This window comes from Dokdonella soli (assembly GCF_039523175.1).
GTDB lineage: Bacteria > Pseudomonadota > Gammaproteobacteria > Xanthomonadales > Rhodanobacteraceae > Dokdonella_A > Dokdonella_A soli.
Window position 1 is genome coordinate 188,479 of the sequence record NZ_BAAAEU010000004.1, and the last position, 18,237, is coordinate 206,715.

The 18,237-nt window shown below is 65.7% G+C and carries 12 protein-coding genes and 2 pseudogenes; 7 read left to right on the top strand and 7 right to left on the bottom strand.

Features of this window, described 5'->3' with window-relative positions; all coding sequences use genetic code 11:
* Positions 1-110: 110 nt before the first annotated feature.
* Positions 111-3,005, bottom strand: a complete 2,895-nt coding sequence (locus ABD002_RS04400; protein ID WP_343787560.1) for a S53 family peptidase — start codon at positions 3,003-3,005, stop codon at positions 111-113.
* Between the two features lie 233 nt (positions 3,006-3,238).
* Here ABD002_RS04400 and ABD002_RS04405 point away from each other — a divergent pair, with 233 nt between their 5' ends.
* Positions 3,239-3,991: a queuosine precursor transporter gene (locus ABD002_RS04405; RefSeq protein WP_343787563.1), complete on the top strand. Its 753-nt coding sequence runs from the start codon at positions 3,239-3,241 to the stop codon at positions 3,989-3,991.
* A 107-nt stretch (positions 3,992-4,098) separates the two neighbouring features.
* Here ABD002_RS04405 and ABD002_RS04410 read toward each other — a convergent pair whose 3' ends face one another.
* From ABD002_RS04410 to ABD002_RS04420, 3 genes are all read right to left on the bottom strand, one after another.
* Entirely contained in the window at positions 4,099-4,959 is an 861-nt protein-coding gene (locus ABD002_RS04410; RefSeq protein WP_343787565.1) for a cupin-like domain-containing protein, read from the bottom strand.
* Positions 4,960-5,246: 287 nt separating this feature from the next.
* Complete coding sequence (locus ABD002_RS04415) at positions 5,247-6,605, bottom strand: MATE family efflux transporter (RefSeq protein ID WP_343787567.1); 1,359 nt, start codon at positions 6,603-6,605, stop codon at positions 5,247-5,249.
* Between the two features lie 122 nt (positions 6,606-6,727).
* Complete coding sequence (locus tag ABD002_RS04420) at positions 6,728-7,564, bottom strand: class I SAM-dependent methyltransferase (RefSeq protein ID WP_343787569.1); 837 nt, start codon at positions 7,562-7,564, stop codon at positions 6,728-6,730.
* A 78-nt stretch (positions 7,565-7,642) separates the two neighbouring features.
* Here ABD002_RS04420 and ABD002_RS04425 point away from each other — a divergent pair, with 78 nt between their 5' ends.
* Positions 7,643-8,812 carry a class I SAM-dependent methyltransferase gene (locus ABD002_RS04425; protein WP_343787571.1) on the top strand — a complete coding sequence of 390 codons (1,170 nt, stop codon included), beginning with the start codon at positions 7,643-7,645 and terminating at the stop codon, positions 8,810-8,812.
* 37 nt (positions 8,813-8,849) lie between these two features.
* Here the strand turns inward: ABD002_RS04425 and ABD002_RS04430 are convergent.
* Positions 8,850-8,958, bottom strand: a pseudogene (locus ABD002_RS04430) (IS1 family transposase); the annotation flags it as partial.
* A gap of 529 nt (positions 8,959-9,487) precedes the next feature.
* Here ABD002_RS04430 and ABD002_RS04435 point away from each other — a divergent pair.
* From ABD002_RS04435 to ABD002_RS04455, 5 genes and pseudogenes are all read left to right on the top strand, one after another.
* A complete protein-coding gene (locus ABD002_RS04435) occupies positions 9,488-12,331 on the top strand; it encodes a COG1470 family protein (protein ID WP_343787573.1) in 2,844 nt (947 codons plus the stop codon).
* Positions 12,332-12,627: 296 nt separating this feature from the next.
* Positions 12,628-14,250: pseudogene (locus tag ABD002_RS04440) on the top strand (ABC-F family ATP-binding cassette domain-containing protein); the annotation flags it as partial.
* Between the two features lie 52 nt (positions 14,251-14,302).
* Complete coding sequence (locus ABD002_RS04445; protein WP_343787575.1) at positions 14,303-14,674, top strand: YajD family HNH nuclease; 372 nt, start codon at positions 14,303-14,305, stop codon at positions 14,672-14,674.
* 19 nt (positions 14,675-14,693) lie between these two features.
* Positions 14,694-15,743, top strand: a complete 1,050-nt coding sequence (locus ABD002_RS04450) for a class I SAM-dependent methyltransferase (protein ID WP_379988977.1) — start codon at positions 14,694-14,696, stop codon at positions 15,741-15,743.
* Complete coding sequence (locus ABD002_RS04455; RefSeq protein WP_343787579.1) at positions 15,740-16,450, top strand: pseudouridine synthase; 711 nt, start codon at positions 15,740-15,742, stop codon at positions 16,448-16,450. The genes ABD002_RS04450 and ABD002_RS04455 overlap by 4 nt, the downstream gene beginning before the upstream one ends.
* Here ABD002_RS04455 and ABD002_RS04460 read toward each other — a convergent pair.
* Both ABD002_RS04460 and ABD002_RS04465 read right to left on the bottom strand, forming a co-directional pair.
* Entirely contained in the window at positions 16,439-17,539 is a 1,101-nt protein-coding gene (locus ABD002_RS04460; protein WP_343787581.1) for a lysylphosphatidylglycerol synthase transmembrane domain-containing protein, read from the bottom strand. The genes ABD002_RS04455 and ABD002_RS04460 overlap by 12 nt on opposite strands.
* Positions 17,536-18,198 carry a sterol desaturase family protein gene (locus ABD002_RS04465; protein ID WP_343787583.1) on the bottom strand — a complete coding sequence of 221 codons (663 nt, stop codon included), beginning with the start codon at positions 18,196-18,198 and terminating at the stop codon, positions 17,536-17,538. Before ABD002_RS04465 ends, ABD002_RS04460 begins: the two co-directional genes overlap by 4 nt.
* Between the last annotated feature and the right edge of the window lie 39 nt (positions 18,199-18,237).

Below are 18,237 nucleotides of genomic sequence, written 5' to 3' on the forward strand. Positions count from 1 at the left end.
GCTGCGGTGGTTCGGGTCCGCGCTCGTGCGTCGCGCGGGTGCGCAGGATACTGCGACTGGCGACCCGCCGGACACCCTCGACAGTGTCCGGTCGTCGTGAAGATCAAGCCTTACAGTGTGCAGCCGGCTGGCATGGGGCCGATGCGTGACAGGTTCAACGAGCCGCTGGCGCCGGCGTTTGCGCCCGCGGTGAACGCATAGCTCAGCGTGGCGGAATTGCAGCTGTGGAATACGAGGCTCGCGCTGCCGACGGGAACCGTCGAGGTGGTCGCCGCCTGGTTGAACACGCCGCCGGTGGTGTTGTAGATGCCGATGTTGGTCGATGAGGTGGAGCCGGGAGTGAAGATGGCCTGCAGGGTGTACCAGTTCTGGCCGGCCGCGCCGCTGCCTTGGCCCGCGTTGGTCGCGAACGTGTACCAACCCGCAAACAGCAGGTTCTGCAGGGGATTGATGTCGAGGACCAGGCCTTGGCCGCTGGTGCCGATATCGGCCCAGGCGCCGGCCAGCAGGTAATCCGACGCGGCGCTGCCATTGTTGCCGGTCTGACCGCAGGTCACGTTCGAGTCCAGACGGCTGAGCGGGATCGTGCCGCTGCGGCCGCTGCCATCGGAGAAGGTGTAGTTCAGCGAGCCATGCGTGCAGTCGCTGAACTGGATCGTGGCCTGCCCGACCGGTGCGGTGGTGGTCGCGAGTGAGGAGGCGAACCGGCCACCCTGGGTCAGGTAGATCGGCATCGTCGAGGACGGGCTGGCGGCGCTCACCTGGCCCTGGATCGTGTACCAGCGTTGTCCGCCGGGGGCGGTCACATCGTAGGTGTACCAGCCGGCGAACAGGAGACCGGTGCCGGTGCCGTAGAAGTCCGGATCGACCTCCATCACGAGGCCTTGGCCGCTCGTGGCCGGATTGGCCCAGGAACCGGTCATCCCGTGCTGGTTGAGGTTCACCGACGTCCCGCTGCCGTTGCCCCATGCCGCAAGCAGCTTGGAGACGTCGATCGAGCCGAGTCCGGTCACCTGGTCATAACCGGGACCTACCGCGTAACCCTGCAATCCACCGCTGAGGCCGCTGGGGCCGGGTGTGCTGTTGTTGCACATGCTCGGTGTCGACGGCGTGCAGCTGCCCACGCCACTGCTGTCGACCGTCACGTCGTGGAACACGCCGTTGGCCGGAGTGGCGGCGAGCGCATACAGGCGCGGGTTCAGGTTTGCCTGCGCGGAGCCGGTCTTCTGGTTCAGCAGGGCCGCGATGCCGGCCATGCTCGGCGTCGAGGCCGACGTTCCGCCGCTTCCGAGGTAGTGAAACTGGCCATCGCTGCCGACGACGCAGGAGCCACCCTGCGCGGCGATGCAGGTGAAGTAACCCTCGCGAATCGAGGACGCGAAGGACACGTCCGGGGTATAGCGGCCGAGGCGACCCGGTACGCCGGGGCCTGCCTGCCACGAGGGGGTCGGAATGAAGGCGCTGACGCCGCCCCCGGACGCCGCGACCTGCGAGGCGCCGGTCGCGCTCAGCGGTTCATTCCAGGCGCCCTCGGGAATGTAACCGAGCGCGGATCCGTAGCCGGGCCCGTTGCTGCCCCAGTACATGCCCGGATTCGACCTATCGGCAAACTCCGTGCCGCCGACGCAGGTGACGTGGCCGCTGGAGCACAACAGGTTGGTGCTCACGCGCTCGGTGGTGGTGGGCGTCGAATCGAGGCTCGCGCAGCCGGCCACGCCGCCGTCGCCGGAAGCGACGAACACCGAGATGCCTTCCATGGCCGCCTGGCTGAAATAATTGTCGAGGTAGGTCGCGTTGCCCGAGGTGGCGTCGGCCTCACAGCTCGCAAAGCTGATGCTGAGGATTTTCGCCGGAACCGGATTGGTGTCGATCGCATAGTCCATCGCGATGAAGACGCCATCCATGTTGTTCGTGGTGGTGCTGACGATCAGGTCGATGGCCGCGCCGGGCGCCACGCTGCTGGCGCGCTGCACGTCGAGCGTCGCCTCGCCCTGGTCGGCGACCGCGGCACTGGGCTTGCTGCAGCTCGGCGTGCCGGTCGTGCTGCAGGTGGATGCGGGCGCTCCGGGGTCCGTCCCGGTCGTTGGGACGATGACGGTCGGATACTTCGTGGCGAGTCCGGCCTTCGATTGGAAATTCTGGATGTCCGGGTTGTACACGCGCTGGCGACCGACGATCGCGATCGTCTGCCCGCTGCCATCGATGCCCTGCGCCAGTACCGGAACGTCGTAGATCGTCGAGAAGTCCGCCGGGAAGATTGCATAGCTGCACGGACCGCCCGCCGGCGGGCAATTGGTCAAGGCCGGTTGCGGCGCTGCATCCTGACGGATCGCGGCCGATCGCGGAGCGCTCATCCGGTGCGCCGGCACGAGCTTGATCGCACTGAGCCCGGTCACGGATTGCACGGCGTTGGCGAACGCGGCCGGAATCTTCGGCAGATCCGTGTTCGCGATGCGCTTCTCGGCGCCGGCCTGGAAGTAATGCAGCTCGGTGCCGAACGCTGCGCCGACATTCGCGGTGCTGCCGCTGAAATGGATCCGCGTGCGGCTGCTGGCGACCGCATCGACCTTGAGCCCCTGCGCGCCGAGCCATCCCGACAGCGCGTCGATGTCGTGCTGCGAGGCGCCGAAGCGCTCGCCGATCTCGGCGGGCGTCAGCCAGCGGTGGTAGTTCGGCGACGCCGGATCCTGCTGCTCCTGCAGGTATCGATCGAACGCCTGCTGGCGCTCCGGCGAACGATTGAGGGTCAGTGACAGATGCGCGAGCGGCAGGTCCGCAGGAACCGCGCCCTGGTCGCTCTTCGCTTGTGCCCACAGCGCGCGATGGCCGGACAGTGCCGTGCGCTGCGCGTTGTCGACCGGCCCCACGATACGGTCCGCGCCCGCGGCGTGCGCAGCGCCGCCGACAAGAACGCCGAGGCAGAGCGTGCCGATCGCAATCGCCGACACCCGCCTTGCTGAAGCGTTCTTGCGCGAAACGTGGGCAGGTACCAGCAATCCTTTCACGGGAATATCCTCCTGACTCATGCGGATCTTGATGGGTGATCGGGTCGAATCCGTTACCGCGCGTTGAGCGCGGGAGCGGTCTTTCGGAGCGAACCGTAGCAGCGCGCACCGGGTTTGGGAACGGAATCCCGACGTGTCGTGGGGTCGATCCTGAACGGCACGATCGACACCACGACTCGATCGGGTGGTCCTCCGACCGCTACCATCCGCATTGCCTTGCAGGGGAATCATCGATGTCCGATACCGTTGCGGCGCCGCGTGCGCCCGGCTTCCACTACTACGACCTGTTGGTGGGCGGCATGGTCGCCGTGCTGCTGTGTTCGAACCTGATCGGGCCGGCGAAGGTCTGCACGCTCACGTTGCCGGTGCTGGGCGCGCTCAGTTTCGGCGCCGGCAACCTGTTCTTCCCGGTCAGCTACATCTTTGGTGACGTGCTCACCGAGGTGTATGGCTACGCGCGCGCGCGCCGCGCGATCTGGGCCGGCTTCGGAGGGCTCGCGTTCGCGAGCTTCATGACCTGGGTCATCCTCGGCATGACGCCGAGCGCGAGTGAACCCTACAACACGAAGCTGCAGCCGGCGCTCGAAGTCGTGTTCGGCAGTACCTGGCGCATCGTGCTTGCCTCGATGGTCGCGTACTGGCTCGGCGACTTCGCCAATTCGTACGTGATGGCGAAGATGAAGCTGTGGACGCGGGGTCGCTGGCTGTGGACGCGCACGATCGGCTCGACCGTGGTCGGGCAGGGCATCGACAGCCTGACCTTCTATCCGGTCGCGTTCGCAGGCATCTGGGAGGGGCAGACCATCGCCAAGGTGATCGCGTTCAACTGGGCGATGAAGGTGTTCGTCGAGGTCGTGTTCACGCCGCTGACCTACGCGGTGGTCGGATTCCTGAAGAGCCGCGAAGGCGTGGATACCTTCGACCACCATACCCACTTCACGCCGTTCAGCCTGCGCGACGAGGGTGATCTGCACCGTGCGCGCTAACCACGGCTGCCGTGGAGATGTGCGGTCGTCCGCTCGGGCAGTTTCGGACTCTCGCGCTGCAAAACCGGAGCACGGCGCCGCTGGCTTCGCCGCGAGATCGTGAAGATCTACGTCAACGCGTCGGATTGAGCGACGCGCCGTCGTGGCCGCAGCGCACGCAGTGCGCGCTCCCCTGCGCGCTCCAGCCCCGCCTTGGTCCTGTCGATGAGTGCGTTGTGTCGCACTGGTCCAGGGTGCAATCCGAGCCGGCGCAGGCGGTGGTTGAACCGGTGCGCGTCGCTCCATACGTCCGATTGCGGCGTGCGGAACGTCAAGGCGAAGGTGATCGACACCGCCGGCCCCGTATGCACAAGGTGCGGTGCGATGAAGGGATGATGCACGCCCATGCCGGGTTGCAGTTCAAAGGCCATCGCTTTCGATTGCAGCGCCTCACGATACGGCGGCCGGCACGCGTCCGCGCTGGCGAACAGGAGATCCTTCTGTGCTGCGGACATCACGTCATCGTCGAACGGATCCCACAGCTGCACGGTTTTCGTGCCGCGGATCTGGAACAGGAAATTCATCTCGCGATCCATGTGGTACGGCGTCACCGAATCGTGCGCGGAGATGAAGGTGTAGGTCGAATACCAGTTGATCGCCGGGTCCAGCGCTTCGGTCCAAGCCGCGACTTCCCCGAGCAGACCCTCGATCACCGGCTGGTATTCGGGATCGCGCTCGGCGTTGTAGATCGCGATATACGCCTGCCTCTCCTCGAGGTGCGTGATCGCGTCTTCCAGGGTGAGATTCCCGCGGTAGCGATCGAGCGAGGAGTCGAAGTGGGTACCGTCAGGCACGACGCCGAAGCGATGCTTCACCTGGACTTCCGGCAAGCGACGGCACAGCGCGAATAGCGGGTCGAGTGCGAACAGCGGATGTTCGGCGAGGCGATGTTCGACCGGGTACGGCAGCCGGTTGTAGGACGAATCCAATAGATCCGGCCTGAGATCGAGCCACGGTTGCGGTTCGCATCGCGCCCGCGCCACGAGGGCGGCGCAACGATCCCTTGAGATGAATTCACCGAGCATGGTCGAGCCTGCTGCGCTGAATCATTCGCTGCGTGGAGCCGAGCCTTCGCGACTGGACACATCCAACGCGCAAGAGCCAGGCTCCCGGTCATCGTATCGGCAGTCAATCTGGCACGCAATCGGAGGCCGGATGATGTCCGGCAACGGGCGTGCGCAGGCCTGACAGGATGTGCGGCTCCCGCGCGGCCGGCTCAGCCTGCCGCGCGCACCAGCTGCGCTCCGACGCGTTGACGGAACTCCCCGCGCAGCAACCACAGGCTGAGCAGGGCCTGGCAAGTCACGGTCGCGACCGACAGGAACCACACCTGCTTCAACTCGAAGCCGGGACGCGTCGAGAGCCAGAACGCAGGCAACGCGAATGTCACCAGGCGCGTGGCGCTCGAATACAGCGGCGGCAGCGTGTTGCCGAACGCCTGGAACATGCCCGAGCAGCTGAAGATCAAGCCTTGCGCCACGAAGTTCCACGAGATGATGCGCAGGTAGTCGGCACCCACCGCGATCACCGCCGGATCGCTGGTGAATCCGTGCACCAGCCATTCCGGCCGCCATTGGCAGAACAGCGTGAGCAGCAGCATGATCGAACTGCCGAGCAGCGCCGCATTGCGGAAGGTCTCGCGCACGCGCGGCAGATGGCCGGCGCCGACGTTCTGGCCGGCCAGCGGCGCGACCGCGAACGCGACGGCCATCGCCGGCAGGAAGATCGCCTGCATCACGCGCGAGCCGACGCCGAAACCGGCCTGCGCCTCCGCGCCGAACGGCCGGATCACGAGATAGATGATGCCGAGGAACACGAACAGGATCGCGAACTCGCCACCCGGCGGCAAGCCGATGCGCAGGATGCGCTTCCAGGTCGCGAAATGCGCGCGGCACTGTGCCGCGTCGAAGCGCACGTATTTTTCGAGGCGCACGAAATACAACGCCATCATCACGACACCGGCCGCGATCGAGATCGAACTGGCAAGGCCGGCGCCGGCGACGCCGAGCGGACGGTGCGTGATCCAGCCGGCGATCAGGATCGGTGCGAGCAGGGCATTCAGCAGTACGGTCAGCACCTGCACGATCATGCCCGGCTTCGCGATGCCGGTGCCACGCAAGGCCGAGCCCATCGCAACCAACGCGAACTGCAGCCCCATGCCCGGCAGGAACCAGTGCAGATAGGTGGCGCCGGCGGCGCTGGTCGCGGCGTCGGCACCGAGGCCGCGCGTGTACGGTCCAGTCACCGCATAGCCGACCACGAGCGTCACCAGCATGCAGGCGCCCGCGATCAGCAGGCTCTGGTTGAACACGAGGTTCGCATCGGCCGGATCCTTGCGCCCGACCGCCTGCGCGATCAGCGCCATCGTGCCGACGCCGAGCACCTGGGTCAGCGCCATGATGATGAACTGCACGTTGCCGGCGGTGCTGACACCCGCGATCGCGGCATCGCCGAGCTGTGCGACGAAGTACAGGTCGACCAGCACGTACAGGGTCTGGAACAGCATGCCGATCGCGATGGGCGCCGCGAGGCGCACGAGATGGCCGGAGATCGGGCCTTGGGTCAGGTCCTGCATGATCGATCCTTCGTACCGTGGGTTCGGGTCGCGCCGGATTCTGCTCCGGTCACGGCGTGCGTGTCTTGTACCTTTCGGAAATCGTCCAGCCTGCAGCCTTGGGTTTGCCGCGGCCGGATGGATCAGCGCCGGCGGCCGGATACGACCGGCACATGCCACACCGCGTAGCGCGGCGGCGTTCCGATGTCGTCGATCATCGCATTGAAATCGCCACGCACGTCGATGGAATCGCGTCCGGTGGCTTCCGCCAATGGTTCGACGTAGCCGTCGCGCCATGCGCGCAGGATGCCGGCGAATGTCTCGCGCGGAACGCGCAGGGTATCGACGACAATGTAGTCGATCGCGATGTCGGCGTAACCGCGCTGCTGGAGCAGCGGCGGTGTATGCCGGCCGATCCGGCCGTCGCAGCCGATGCTCTCGAGGTAGGGCAGTGCGGTGTCGACCCAGAAACGGTCCGGGTCGCGCGTACCGCGCGGCATGCGCAGCATGCCGTAGTCCTCGGACAGCAGATGCAGCCAGCCACCGCCCTTCAGCACACGGCCGATCTCGTCGAGCACGCGCGGGAAGTCCGGCACCGCCTGCGACATGTGGCGGCAGACCACGAGGTCGAAGCGCGCATCGGGATAGTTGAGGGCGAATGCATCACCGACCTCGTAGCGCACGCGTTCGCCCCATCCGGCGCTTTCGCGGCGTGCGATCGCGAGATTGCCGTCGAGGATGTCAACGCCGACGAGGTCGGCATGCGGATACCGTTCGGCGAGACGCCGCGTGATCTCGCCGGTGCCGCAACCGAGATCGAGGATGCGCGGCGCGACCGGGAGGTCGTAGCGGTCGAACAGCGCCTGTTCCTGCGGCCAGATCGCCTGCGCCTGCAGCGCGAGGTTGCGCGCCATCGACTCGTCGCCCATCTGGCGCGCCTGCGGGTTGCGATCGATGCTCATGCTGGCTAGTTTAGCCATGACGGCATCAATGCGATCGGGTTGATCGCACGCGCGGCACTCCAGCCATGCTGCCGCCGATCAATCCCAGGAGCATGCATGGATCAGACGGACGAGCGTCGGCTCGACGAGTTGAGGTCGATGTGCGCCGATGAGCGTTACCTCGAGGTCGTCCTGCGGCATTGCCCAAGCATCGACCCTATCATTGGCAGGGGCCGCTTCAACGCGAACATCCATCCGTGCGACCAGATGCTGCTGCACTCGCTGCGCCACCATCGCGACGCCGGCGCCGCCTTCAGCCAATATTTCAGCATCGCCTTGCAGCAGTATGCGAGCGCGCGCCAGATCATGACGATCTTGTTCGGTGCCGATGCGGCGCGCATCGACGTGCTCGATTTCGCTTGCGGATATGGGCGCCTGCTGCGTTTCCTCGGCCTTGCGATGCCGACGTCCCACATCTGGGCGTCGGAGTTGCAGGCCGATGCGGTCGCATTCGTGGCGGATGCATTCGGCGTGCAGACCATCGCGTCACATGCGGATCCGGCGCAATTCACGCCTGGTCGCCAATTCGACTTCATCTGGGTCGCGTCGCTGTTCTCGCATCTGCCCGAGCCGCTGTTCCATGCGTGGCTCGCGAAACTGGTCTCGTTGCTGACGCCACGCGGCGTGCTCTGCTTCAGCGTGCGCGACGCGGCCCTGCTGCCGGTCGGCGAGACCTTGCCGTCTTCCGGCATTGCCTATGCCGAGCGCAGCGAGAACGCGGAACTCGACGCGGACATCTACGGCACGACGTATGCCGATGAAGCCTTCGTACGCCGCGCGTTGCACGCGGCGACCCACGACGCGCGGCCGCTGCATCGTCTGCCGAGGGCGCTCGCCAACGAACAGGACCTGTATGTCGTCGCCGCGGATCCGCAACGCGACCTGTCGACTCTTGCCGCGTTCCGCCGCGGCCCCTGGGGCTGGCTGGATCGGCGCAGTCTGTCTGATTCGGGCCAACTGGCGCTGCAAGGCTGGGCGGCATCGCTGGACGATGGCGCCGTCGAGTGTGTCGAGATCGATATCGACGGCCGGATACACCGTTGTGCGACTGGCATCTCCCGACCAGATGTAGCCGCGGCCTTTGCAGATGCGCGACTGGTCGATGCCGGCTGGGAATTCCGCCACACGCTCGATGCTGACACGCGTGCTGTACGGATTGCCGTCAGCGCGTGCGCGGGACACGGGGAATCAGCGCTGCTGTATGTCGGGACTGTCTGCGTGGGTTGAGAGGCAGGTCCAGCGCCGATTCAGCCACAGTGCACGGCAGCGAGATCGCGTGCGCATGATTTTCGATCTTCTTGCTGAAGCCGTTGGTCAATCGCGTGAAGCGATGCATAGGCGCGCGCATCGATCTGGCGCTCGACGAAACCGGTTGGGACATGCGCCTTATCAGGGGTCGCCGGCACTCGCTTTGTCGCACCGACAAACTCGCTTGGGTTGTTTGGGCCTTCACCGATCAGCTTGACCCGCATCACATAGTCCACATTCGCACTGAAAGCGCTCGACAGCCGTCGCGGCTACCACCATCTATCAAATACGCCAATCCACTAGTCGACAAAACGGCCGGATACCGAGACGCCCGACAGTGATGCGCTTGCCAAGCTATTTGAGAGATTTATCGCGAGGGAACTTTTGCTGCGGATCATGACGTTCCATCGTAAATTTCATCCACAGATATATCGCTTGAAAGGGTGGAAATATAAAAAAATCGTAAAGCGTTGTGGATTATCGGACATTAGACAGCCCATATCCGTGGATTGGAGTTGACCCATCGAAGAGGGGCTGTTAGGGTCGCTAATACGACCAGAGATCTAGTTATACTAGGTCTTAAGGATGATGTGTCGCTAGGTCTCAAGTCGGGGATGATTCATCGCAACGACTGGATCAAGGGAGGTGCCACTCATGTTGCCGTCCTCTAAGCGTCTGGGCTTGAGTCTGGGTTTAGCTGTTTTATCGACCTTGTCATCGACCGCACTCGCGCAGAACAACGAGCAGGTGGGTCAATTCACTACATCTGATCACGCGGTATTGCCGCCGTTGTACGAAGTAACGCCTTTGAAGGAAAAAGAAGGCCATCGGGACAAACCGCTGCGCATTCTGATCAATCCCGAGGCGGCCGCATCACGACCCGACGCCGCGGCGCAGACAGCAATCGTTCCCGCTGTAGCCACCGTCGGCAGCGTGGTCAGCTTCGACGGTCTTGGCGTCGGCGGCGGTTACACGCCGAACGCCGCACCGCCCGACACCAACGGCGCGATCGGCGATACGCAATACGTGCAGTGGGTCAACGAATCATTCGCCGTGTACGACAAGAATACCGGTGTGCTGCTTTATGGTCCCGCGGCCGGCAACACGCTGTTCCAGACGCTCGGCGCGAGCCATCCGTGCGCCGTGAACAACGACGGCGATCCCATCGCGCAATACGACAAGGCTGCCAAGCGCTGGGTCATGACCCAGTTCTCGGTCACCGGCGGCAGCACCTCCGGCTACTGGCAATGCGTCGCCGTGTCCAAGACCTCGGATGCGGTCACCGGCGGTTGGAACGTGTACGCGTTCAACTACGGCACCACCGACTTCAACGACTATCCGAAGCTCGGCGTGTGGTCGGACAACTACTACATCACGTTCAACATCTTCGCCAACGGAACGACGTTCAGCGGCACCAAGTTGTGCGCCTACGATCGTCAGTCGATGTTGAGCGGCCTGCCCGCCCAGCAGGTCTGCTTCCAGCTCAGTCCCGCCTACGGCGGTCTGCTGCCCGCAGACCTGGACGGCTCCACCCCGCCCCCGGCAGGATCGCCCGAGTACTTCCTCGCGTTCGACGTCAACTCGCTGCTGCTGTGGAAGATGTCGAACATCAACTTCACCACGGCGACGGCAACGTTGTCGGCTCCGCTCACCATTCCGGTGGCGGCATTCTCGGCCGCCTGCAGCGGTGGCGGCACCTGCATCCCGCAATTTGGCACCTCGCAAAGGCTCGATTCGCTGGCCGATCGCGTGATGTACCGCCTGGCCTATCGCAACTTCAGCGATCATGAGGCGCTGGTGGTCAACCACGCGGTGACCGCGGGCAGCAGCACCGGCACGCGTTGGTACGAGATCCGCAGCCCGAACGCCACCCCGGCCGTCTACCAGCAGAGCACCTACACGCCCGATGCGTCGCATCGCTGGATGGGTAGCGCGGCAATGGACAAGGTCGGCAATCTTGCGGTCGGCTACAGCGTGTCCAGCAGCGCGATCAACCCGGGCATCCGATTCGCCGCGCGCGCGCCCGGCGATCCGCTCAATGCCCTGGGTGCCGAAGTCCTGATCAAGGACGGCACCGGCTCGCAGACCACGGGCTTGAGCCGCTGGGGCGACTACAGTTCGCTGACGGTCGATCCGGTGGATGACTGCACCATGTGGTACACCCAGGAGTACCTGCAGAGCAACGGCACGTTCAATTGGAGCACGCGAATCGGGCACTTCAAGTTCTCGACCTGCGGCACCGCGCTTACGCCCGATTTCTCGCTCACCGCGACGCCGGCGAGCCAGACCGTGGTGCAGGGAAGCGGCACCAGCTACACCGCGACAGTGGGCGCCGTGAACGGATTCAACGGCACGGTGAACTTCAGCGTGAGTGGCTTGCCAAGCGGTGCCGGTGCCTCGTTCAACCCGGCCTCGGTGAATACTTCAGGTTCGTCCACGATGAGTGTAACGACCGCGGCTACCACGCCCGCTGGCAGTTACCCGCTGACGATCACCGGCACCAGCGGCAGCATCGTGCACACCGCGAGCGTGACCTTGGTGGTCAACACCGCACCGACGCCTGATTTTGCGATTACGGCGACGCCGGCCTCGCAGAGTGTGGTCCAGGGCGCGGGCACCAGCTACACGACCAGCGTCACCGCGTCCGGCGGGTTCACCGGCACGGTCACCTTCAGCGTGAGCGGTCTGCCCTCCGGAGCCAGTGGCAGCTTCAATCCGACCTCGGTGAACACCTCGGGATCGTCGACCCTGAGCGTGACCACCGCGGCAACGACGCCTACCGGCAGCTATCCGCTGACCATTACGGGCACCAGCGGTGCCATCGTCCACAGCGCCAGCGTGACGCTGGTGGTGACCGCGACGGTACCGGTCGACTTCTCGCTCTCGGCCACGCCATCGAGCCAGTCGGTCGTCCAGGGGGCGGGCACCAGCTATACCGCGAACATCACCCGCACCGGCGGCTTCAGTGGCGCAGTCACGTTTTCCGCCACAGGGCTCCCGGCCGGGGCTGCGGCGAGCTTCAGCCCGAACGCGACCACCGGCAACTCGTCCACCATGTCGGTGACCACGAGCGCGACCACGCCAGCGGGAAGCTACGTCGTGACCATCACCGGTGTCAGCGGCAGCCTGACGCACTCCACCACGGTCACCCTGGCGGTAACGGCGGCGGGTTCGGGCGACTTCACGCTCGCGGCCACACCGGCATCGCAGTCTGTCGTAGCGGGTGCGCGCACGACCTACACGGTCACGATCACGCGCAGTGGCGGATTCACCGCCGGCGTGACGTTCAGTGCGAGTGGTGTGCCGACGGGGGCGACGGCGAGCTTCAGCCCGAATCCCGCTACCGCTACGTCGTCCACGCTGACCGTGCAGACCAGCTCGAGCACCCCGGCTGGCTCGTACCCGATCACGATTACCGGTACCGGCGGCACGCTCACGCATACCGCATCGGTAACGCTCGTGGTCACTGCGGGCCAGTGCAATGGCGATTGCCAATAGCACAAACCTGATGTGAAACACATACGACTGGCCGCTGCGATTTGCAGCGGCCAGTTCGTTTTTGGCAGGCACGCCTTGCTCTGCTGTGGCTCGTAGCTGCCGCGATGGCGCTCACGTGGCCCGCGTGACATCGCCGTAGATTGGAGCCAGGGCAAGCGGGCCGATGACCGTTTCGTACGCCCCAAAGCGCCGAATCCTCAACCTTCGACCCGCACCAGAACTGGCCGGGAGTCAATGTCGCGCGGGCTTCGCGGCTTATCCGCTACAATGCGCGCCCTCGCAATACCGGCAACCCCATGATCGCCTTCCGAAACTTCGCCCTGCGGCGCGGTGAACGCCTGCTGCTGTCCGACGTCGACCTCACCCTGCACGCGGGTTCGCGCGTCGGCGTGGTCGGCCGCAATGGCTGCGGCAAGTCCAGCCTGTTCGCCGCGGTCATGCGCGAGGTCGAACCCGATCGCGGCGACCTCGACCTGCCGAGCCGCCTGCGCCTGGCCAGCGTCGCGCAGGAAACGCCGTCGCTGCCGGATGCGGCGATCGACTTCGTCGTCTCGGGCGACACCGAGGTCCACGCGATCCTCGTTGCCGAAGCTGCGGCGATGGCCGCCGAAGACTGGGACGCGGTTGCGGTGGCACACCAGAAGCTCGCCGAGATCAACGGCTACGACGCGACCGCGCGCGCCGGCCGCCTGCTGCACGGCCTCGGCTTCAAGGCCGACACGCATCAGATGGCGGTGTCCGAATTCTCCGGCGGCTGGCGCGTGCGCCTGAATCTTGCGCGTGCGCTGATGCAGCCGTCAGACCTGCTACTGCTCGACGAGCCGACCAACCATCTCGACCTTGACGCGGTGCTCTGGCTCGAACAGTGGCTGCTGAAGTATCCGGGCATGCTGCTGATGATCTCGCACGACCGCGAATTCCTCGACGGCCTGTGCACGCACACACTGCATCTGAACGAAGGCCGCGCCAAGCTCTACAGCGGCGACTACACCGGTTTCGAGCGCCAGCGTGCCGAGCACCTGCGCCAGCAACAGATCGCGTTCGAGAAGGAACAGACCGAACGCGCGCACCTGCAATCGTTCATCGACCGCTTCAAGGCGTCCGCAGCCAAGGCCAAGCAGGCGCAGTCGCGCGTCAAGCGCCTGGCCAAACTGGCCGGCACCGAGGCGGTGCGCGCCGAACGCCAGATCCGCATCAACTTCGCCGAGCCGGCGAAGATTCCGCATTCGCTACTGCGCCTGAATCACGTCGATGCGGGCTATGGCGAAACGCGCATTCTCGGCAACGTGAAGTTCGGCCTCGAAGCCGGCGACCGCATCGGCCTACTCGGCCCGAACGGCGCGGGCAAGTCCACGCTGGTGAAGACCCTGGTCGGCGAGCTGCCGCTACTCGACGGCGAGCGCACCGCGCATCCGGACATGGTGCTCGGCTACTTCGCCCAGCACACGGTCGAATCGCTGCACGAAGGCCAGACCCCAATCGACCATCTGCGCGATATAGCACCCGGCGTGTCGACGCAGGACTTCCGCGATTTCCTCGGCCGCTGGAACTTCGCTGGGGATCGCGCGTTCGAGGTCATCGACGGTTTCTCCGGCGGCGAACGCGCCCGCCTCGCGCTGGCGTTGATCGCTTGGCGCAAGCCGAACGTGTTGCTGCTCGACGAACCGACCAACCATCTCGACCTGGAAATGCGCGAGGCGCTGGCGGAAGCGCTCAGCCTCTTCGAGGGCGCGATCGTGCTGGTTTCGCACGACCGACATCTCACGGGCCTGGTCTGCGAAACGTTCTGGCGCGTCGCCGACGGCAAGGTCGAGGAGTTCAAGGGCGACCTCGACGAGTACGCGGCCTGGCTGCGTTCGCGCGGCTCGAATACGGCGGAGCAGGGCGGGCGCAAGGCCGCGAACGAATCGGCTTCCGATCAGCGCCGCGCGGCGCGTAGAGTAGCCTGATCGAACGGCCAGATAGCCCGCAATGACGACCAAAATTGACAACGCCAAGCTCGACCGCGTCGTCGCAGAGGCGCGCCGTGCCGCCGAGCAGCGTGAGCAGGGTTATCGCGAACGCGCCTTGAAGATGTATCCGTGGGTCTGTGGGCGCTGCGCGCGCGAGTTCACGCGCGCGAACTTGCAGGAGTTGACGGTCCATCACCGCAACCACGACCACGACTACAACCCGCCCGATGGCAGCAACTGGGAATTGCTCTGCGTGTACTGCCACGACAACGAGCATTCGCGCTACATCGACAACGTCGGCGGAGTGGAATCGGCCGGTCACACGCCCGCGGCGACAGGCAATCCGTTCGCCGACCTCAAGGCCCTGTTGAACCGCGGCTCCACGAAGTAGCCCGCGGCGCATGGCTTCGATGGATGGCGACGCGGCACTCGACACCTTGTTCCTGCCGCTCGCTTCGGGTGCGATCCGCTTGCCGGACGATCGCGGTGCGCTGTTCCTGCGAGCACGAGCCGGTGCGTGGTTGCATGCGTGGCCACGCGAACGGTTCCAGTGTGAACAGACGTTCAAGCCGTCCGCCGATGCGTTGATGCGAGCGGGCGTGAACCTGGAGCCACCGGGGGACGCGCAGCGGTTTCCGCTCGTGCTCGCGCTGCCACCGCGCCAGCGCGAGGAAGCGCGCGCATTGCTCGCGCGCGCAGCGCGACATTCGGCGCAGGGCGGCATCGTCGTTGCCAGCCAGTTGAACAACGAAGGTGCGCGCTCTGGCGAGGCCGATCTGGAACGTCTCGCCGGCTCGATCCAGAGTCTTTCGAAACATCACTGCCGCGTGTTCTGGACGGCGCCACTTGGTGGCAACGTCGATTGGGCTCTCGTCGACGAATGGAGCGCGCTCGATGCATCGCGGCCGATCGCCGATGGCCGGTTCGTCAGTCGTCCCGGCCTGTTTGCCTGGGATCGCATCGACATGGCGTCCGCACTGCTTGCCGTGCATCTGCCTGACACGCTGGCGGGTCGCGTCGCCGATCTCGGCGCAGGCTATGGCTATCTCGCTGCCGAAGTCGTCCGACGCTGCCCGCGTGTGACCGCAGTCGATCTCTACGAAGCCGAACAACGTGCGCTGGAACCGGCACAGTCCAATCTCGCGCGGGTCGTTCGTGACAGCGCGCGCGATGTCGCGCTGGACTTCCTCTGGCATGACGTGACCACGGGCCTGCCGCACCGCTACGACGCGATCGTCAGCAATCCGCCGTTCCACGAGGGCCGCGCGGACCAGCCCGAGCTTGGCCAGGCGTTCATCGCGACTGCGGCCGATGCGTTGGCACCGGACGGTCAGCTCTGGCTGGTCGCGAATCGCCATCTGCCGTACGAGGCGCTGCTCGCCGCGCGCTTCGTTGAAGTGCGCCCGGTCGTCGTACAGGATGGCTTCAAGGTGATCGCGGCGAAGGGCCTGCGCCGATGAAACTGGTGAAACTGATCGCGAACCTCGGCTACGGCAGCCGCAGGGAAGTCACCGCGATGTTCCGCGAAGGCCGCATCACCGACGTCGATGGCGAGGTGCTGTACGCCGACGACAAGGTCGAGCACGCACGTATCCGCATCGATGGCGAACCGCTCGATCCGGCACCGGGCCTCGTGTTGATGATGCACAAGCCCGTCGGCTACACGTGTTCGACGCGCGATGCGGGCCGCATCGTCTACGACCTGCTGCCGCCGCGCTGGCGTTCGCGCGATCCGGCGCTATCGACGGTCGGCCGGCTCGATCGCGACACCTCGGGCCTGCTGCTGTTCACCGATGACGGCGCACTGCTGCACCGGATCATCTCGCCGCGCGCGCAGGTCGTGAAGATCTACGAGGCGACGCTGGCCGAGGATCTGCGCGGCGACGAGGGGACACTCTTCGCGAGCGGTACGTTGATGCTCGAGTCGGAAACGACCCCCCTCGCGCCCGCTCACCTCGATGCGCTCGGCCCGCGCCACGCACGATTGTCGATCGGCGAAGGCCGTTACCACCAGGTGCGCCGCATGTTCGCCGCGGTCGGCAACCATGTGGAGAAACTTCATCGGATCTCGGTCGGCGCTTTGGCGCTTGGCGACCTGCCGCCGGGTGAGTGGCGCGCATTGGGCGCCGACGAGATCGCGTTGATCCTGTCGAAGTCAGCCGGGTAGCGCTCCCTCGCGCGCGCATTCCTCGACAGGCATCGCGAGGACCGGAGTGGCTACCGTCGCCTGCGGATCGCGTCGGCGCGCGAGCAAGGCGATCGCGATGGCTCCAGCGATCAGGCCGACGTAAAGCGTCGCCAGCCGCCACAACAGCAACGCCGTCGCCAGATCACTCGCCGGAACCCTGGAAACGAGCGCTGCGCTCAATCCCAGCTCCGCACCACCGCCGCCTGCCGGCACGCCGGTCCATTGCGCCGCGTGAGTGACGAGCGCCTGCAGCGACAGGGTGAGCGCAAAGGAAACGTGGTGGCCGAGCAACGCCAGCGCCAGCCAGAGGACCCCGTAGCGGGTCAGCCATTGCAGCGCCGTCAAGGCGAACACACAGCCGAGGAACAGCGGACCACCTGCGGCGAGCACACGGAATTGCACACGCAGGTTTGCGCAGAATTCGTGCGCTGCCTGCTCATGTCGTCGCAGGGCAGGCCAGCGCGTGCTGACGGCATTCGTCAGAGACAGCCATGTCCTGTGCCATTTGCGCCGCACGAGCAGCGCGGCGAGCACGAGTGTCAGCGCCAGCCCCGCCGTGGCGGATGCAAGGATGCTCCAGGTTTCCGGCACGTTGGATCCGTACAGGACCATCCCGGCAAGCGGCAGCGCCAGCGCGAAGAACATCAGGTCCAGTCCCTGGTCCGCCGCGGTGAGCGTCGTGGCGCCGCTGGCCGAAGCGCCGGCGCGGCGCAGGTAGTACACGCCGGCCGCGTAGCCGCCGACGCCGCCCGGCGTCGCCATGAACGCGAAATCCATTGCCAGTGAAATCCCGAGCGCCTGCGGGAAGCCGGCCGGCACATCCAGCCGGTGCAGCAGCATGTGCAGCTTGACGGCCCTGAACAGCCAGCTCGCCGCGATGACAGCGAACAGCGCGATGTACCCCGACGTGGGGAAGCGCAGCATCGTGGACAGTATGTCCCTGCCGCCGAGCAGGACCGGCACGGCCAGCGTCGCGCCGAGCGCAGCTGCGACCAGTACGCCGCCGACGTGGCGCATGCGGAACGCGCGCCGGCCAGGGCCTTTGTCAAGATCGAAATAGGCGTTCACGACGCACGCAGCTTTTGTTTCGAGACGTAGCGTGTGCCCAGCAGGATGTCCCACAGCGGCGTGGTGACTCCGAAGTTCGCCTCGGGATGACAATGATGAATGTGATGGGCGGCAGCCCAGCGCCGGGCCAGGGGGTGCTGAAACCGTCGGATGTGGATGACGAGGTGGCTCAGCCCGTAGGTCGCATAACCGGCCGCCAGGGCGCCGGCGAGCAGCAGGGCAAACGTCGTGGACACGGCCACCGCCAGCAGGCCAGCCAGTCCGAGGATCAGCAGGGGCGACACGAAGAAGGGCAGGGAGTCGTATCCCAGCGGTTGCTCATGGTGCTTGCGATGGCCTTCTTCCGTCACTCGCACCGGTCCGTGGAACAGCCAGCGGTGGAAGCAGTATTCGACGAAGCTGAAGAGCAGCATGCCGGACAGCAGGGTCACAAGCGCCGCGAGGGGATGGACGTCATGGCGCCGCAAGCCCGCGCAGAGCAGCACGATACTGATCGTGAAATCCGCCATCAGTCCGGCCCGGCTGTTCGCTGGCGTCGTCGACATCCGCGCGATGGACTGCGCGATCCGGCAGAATGGACGCAGGATCGCCGCTCCGCGTGTGGGCGGGCTTGCAGCGGGTGCGGCCGGGGAAGTCGCCTTCACGACCTGCGTTTTCATGCTCATGCGTCGAAATCGTCGTCCTGGCAGAGCCGCGCC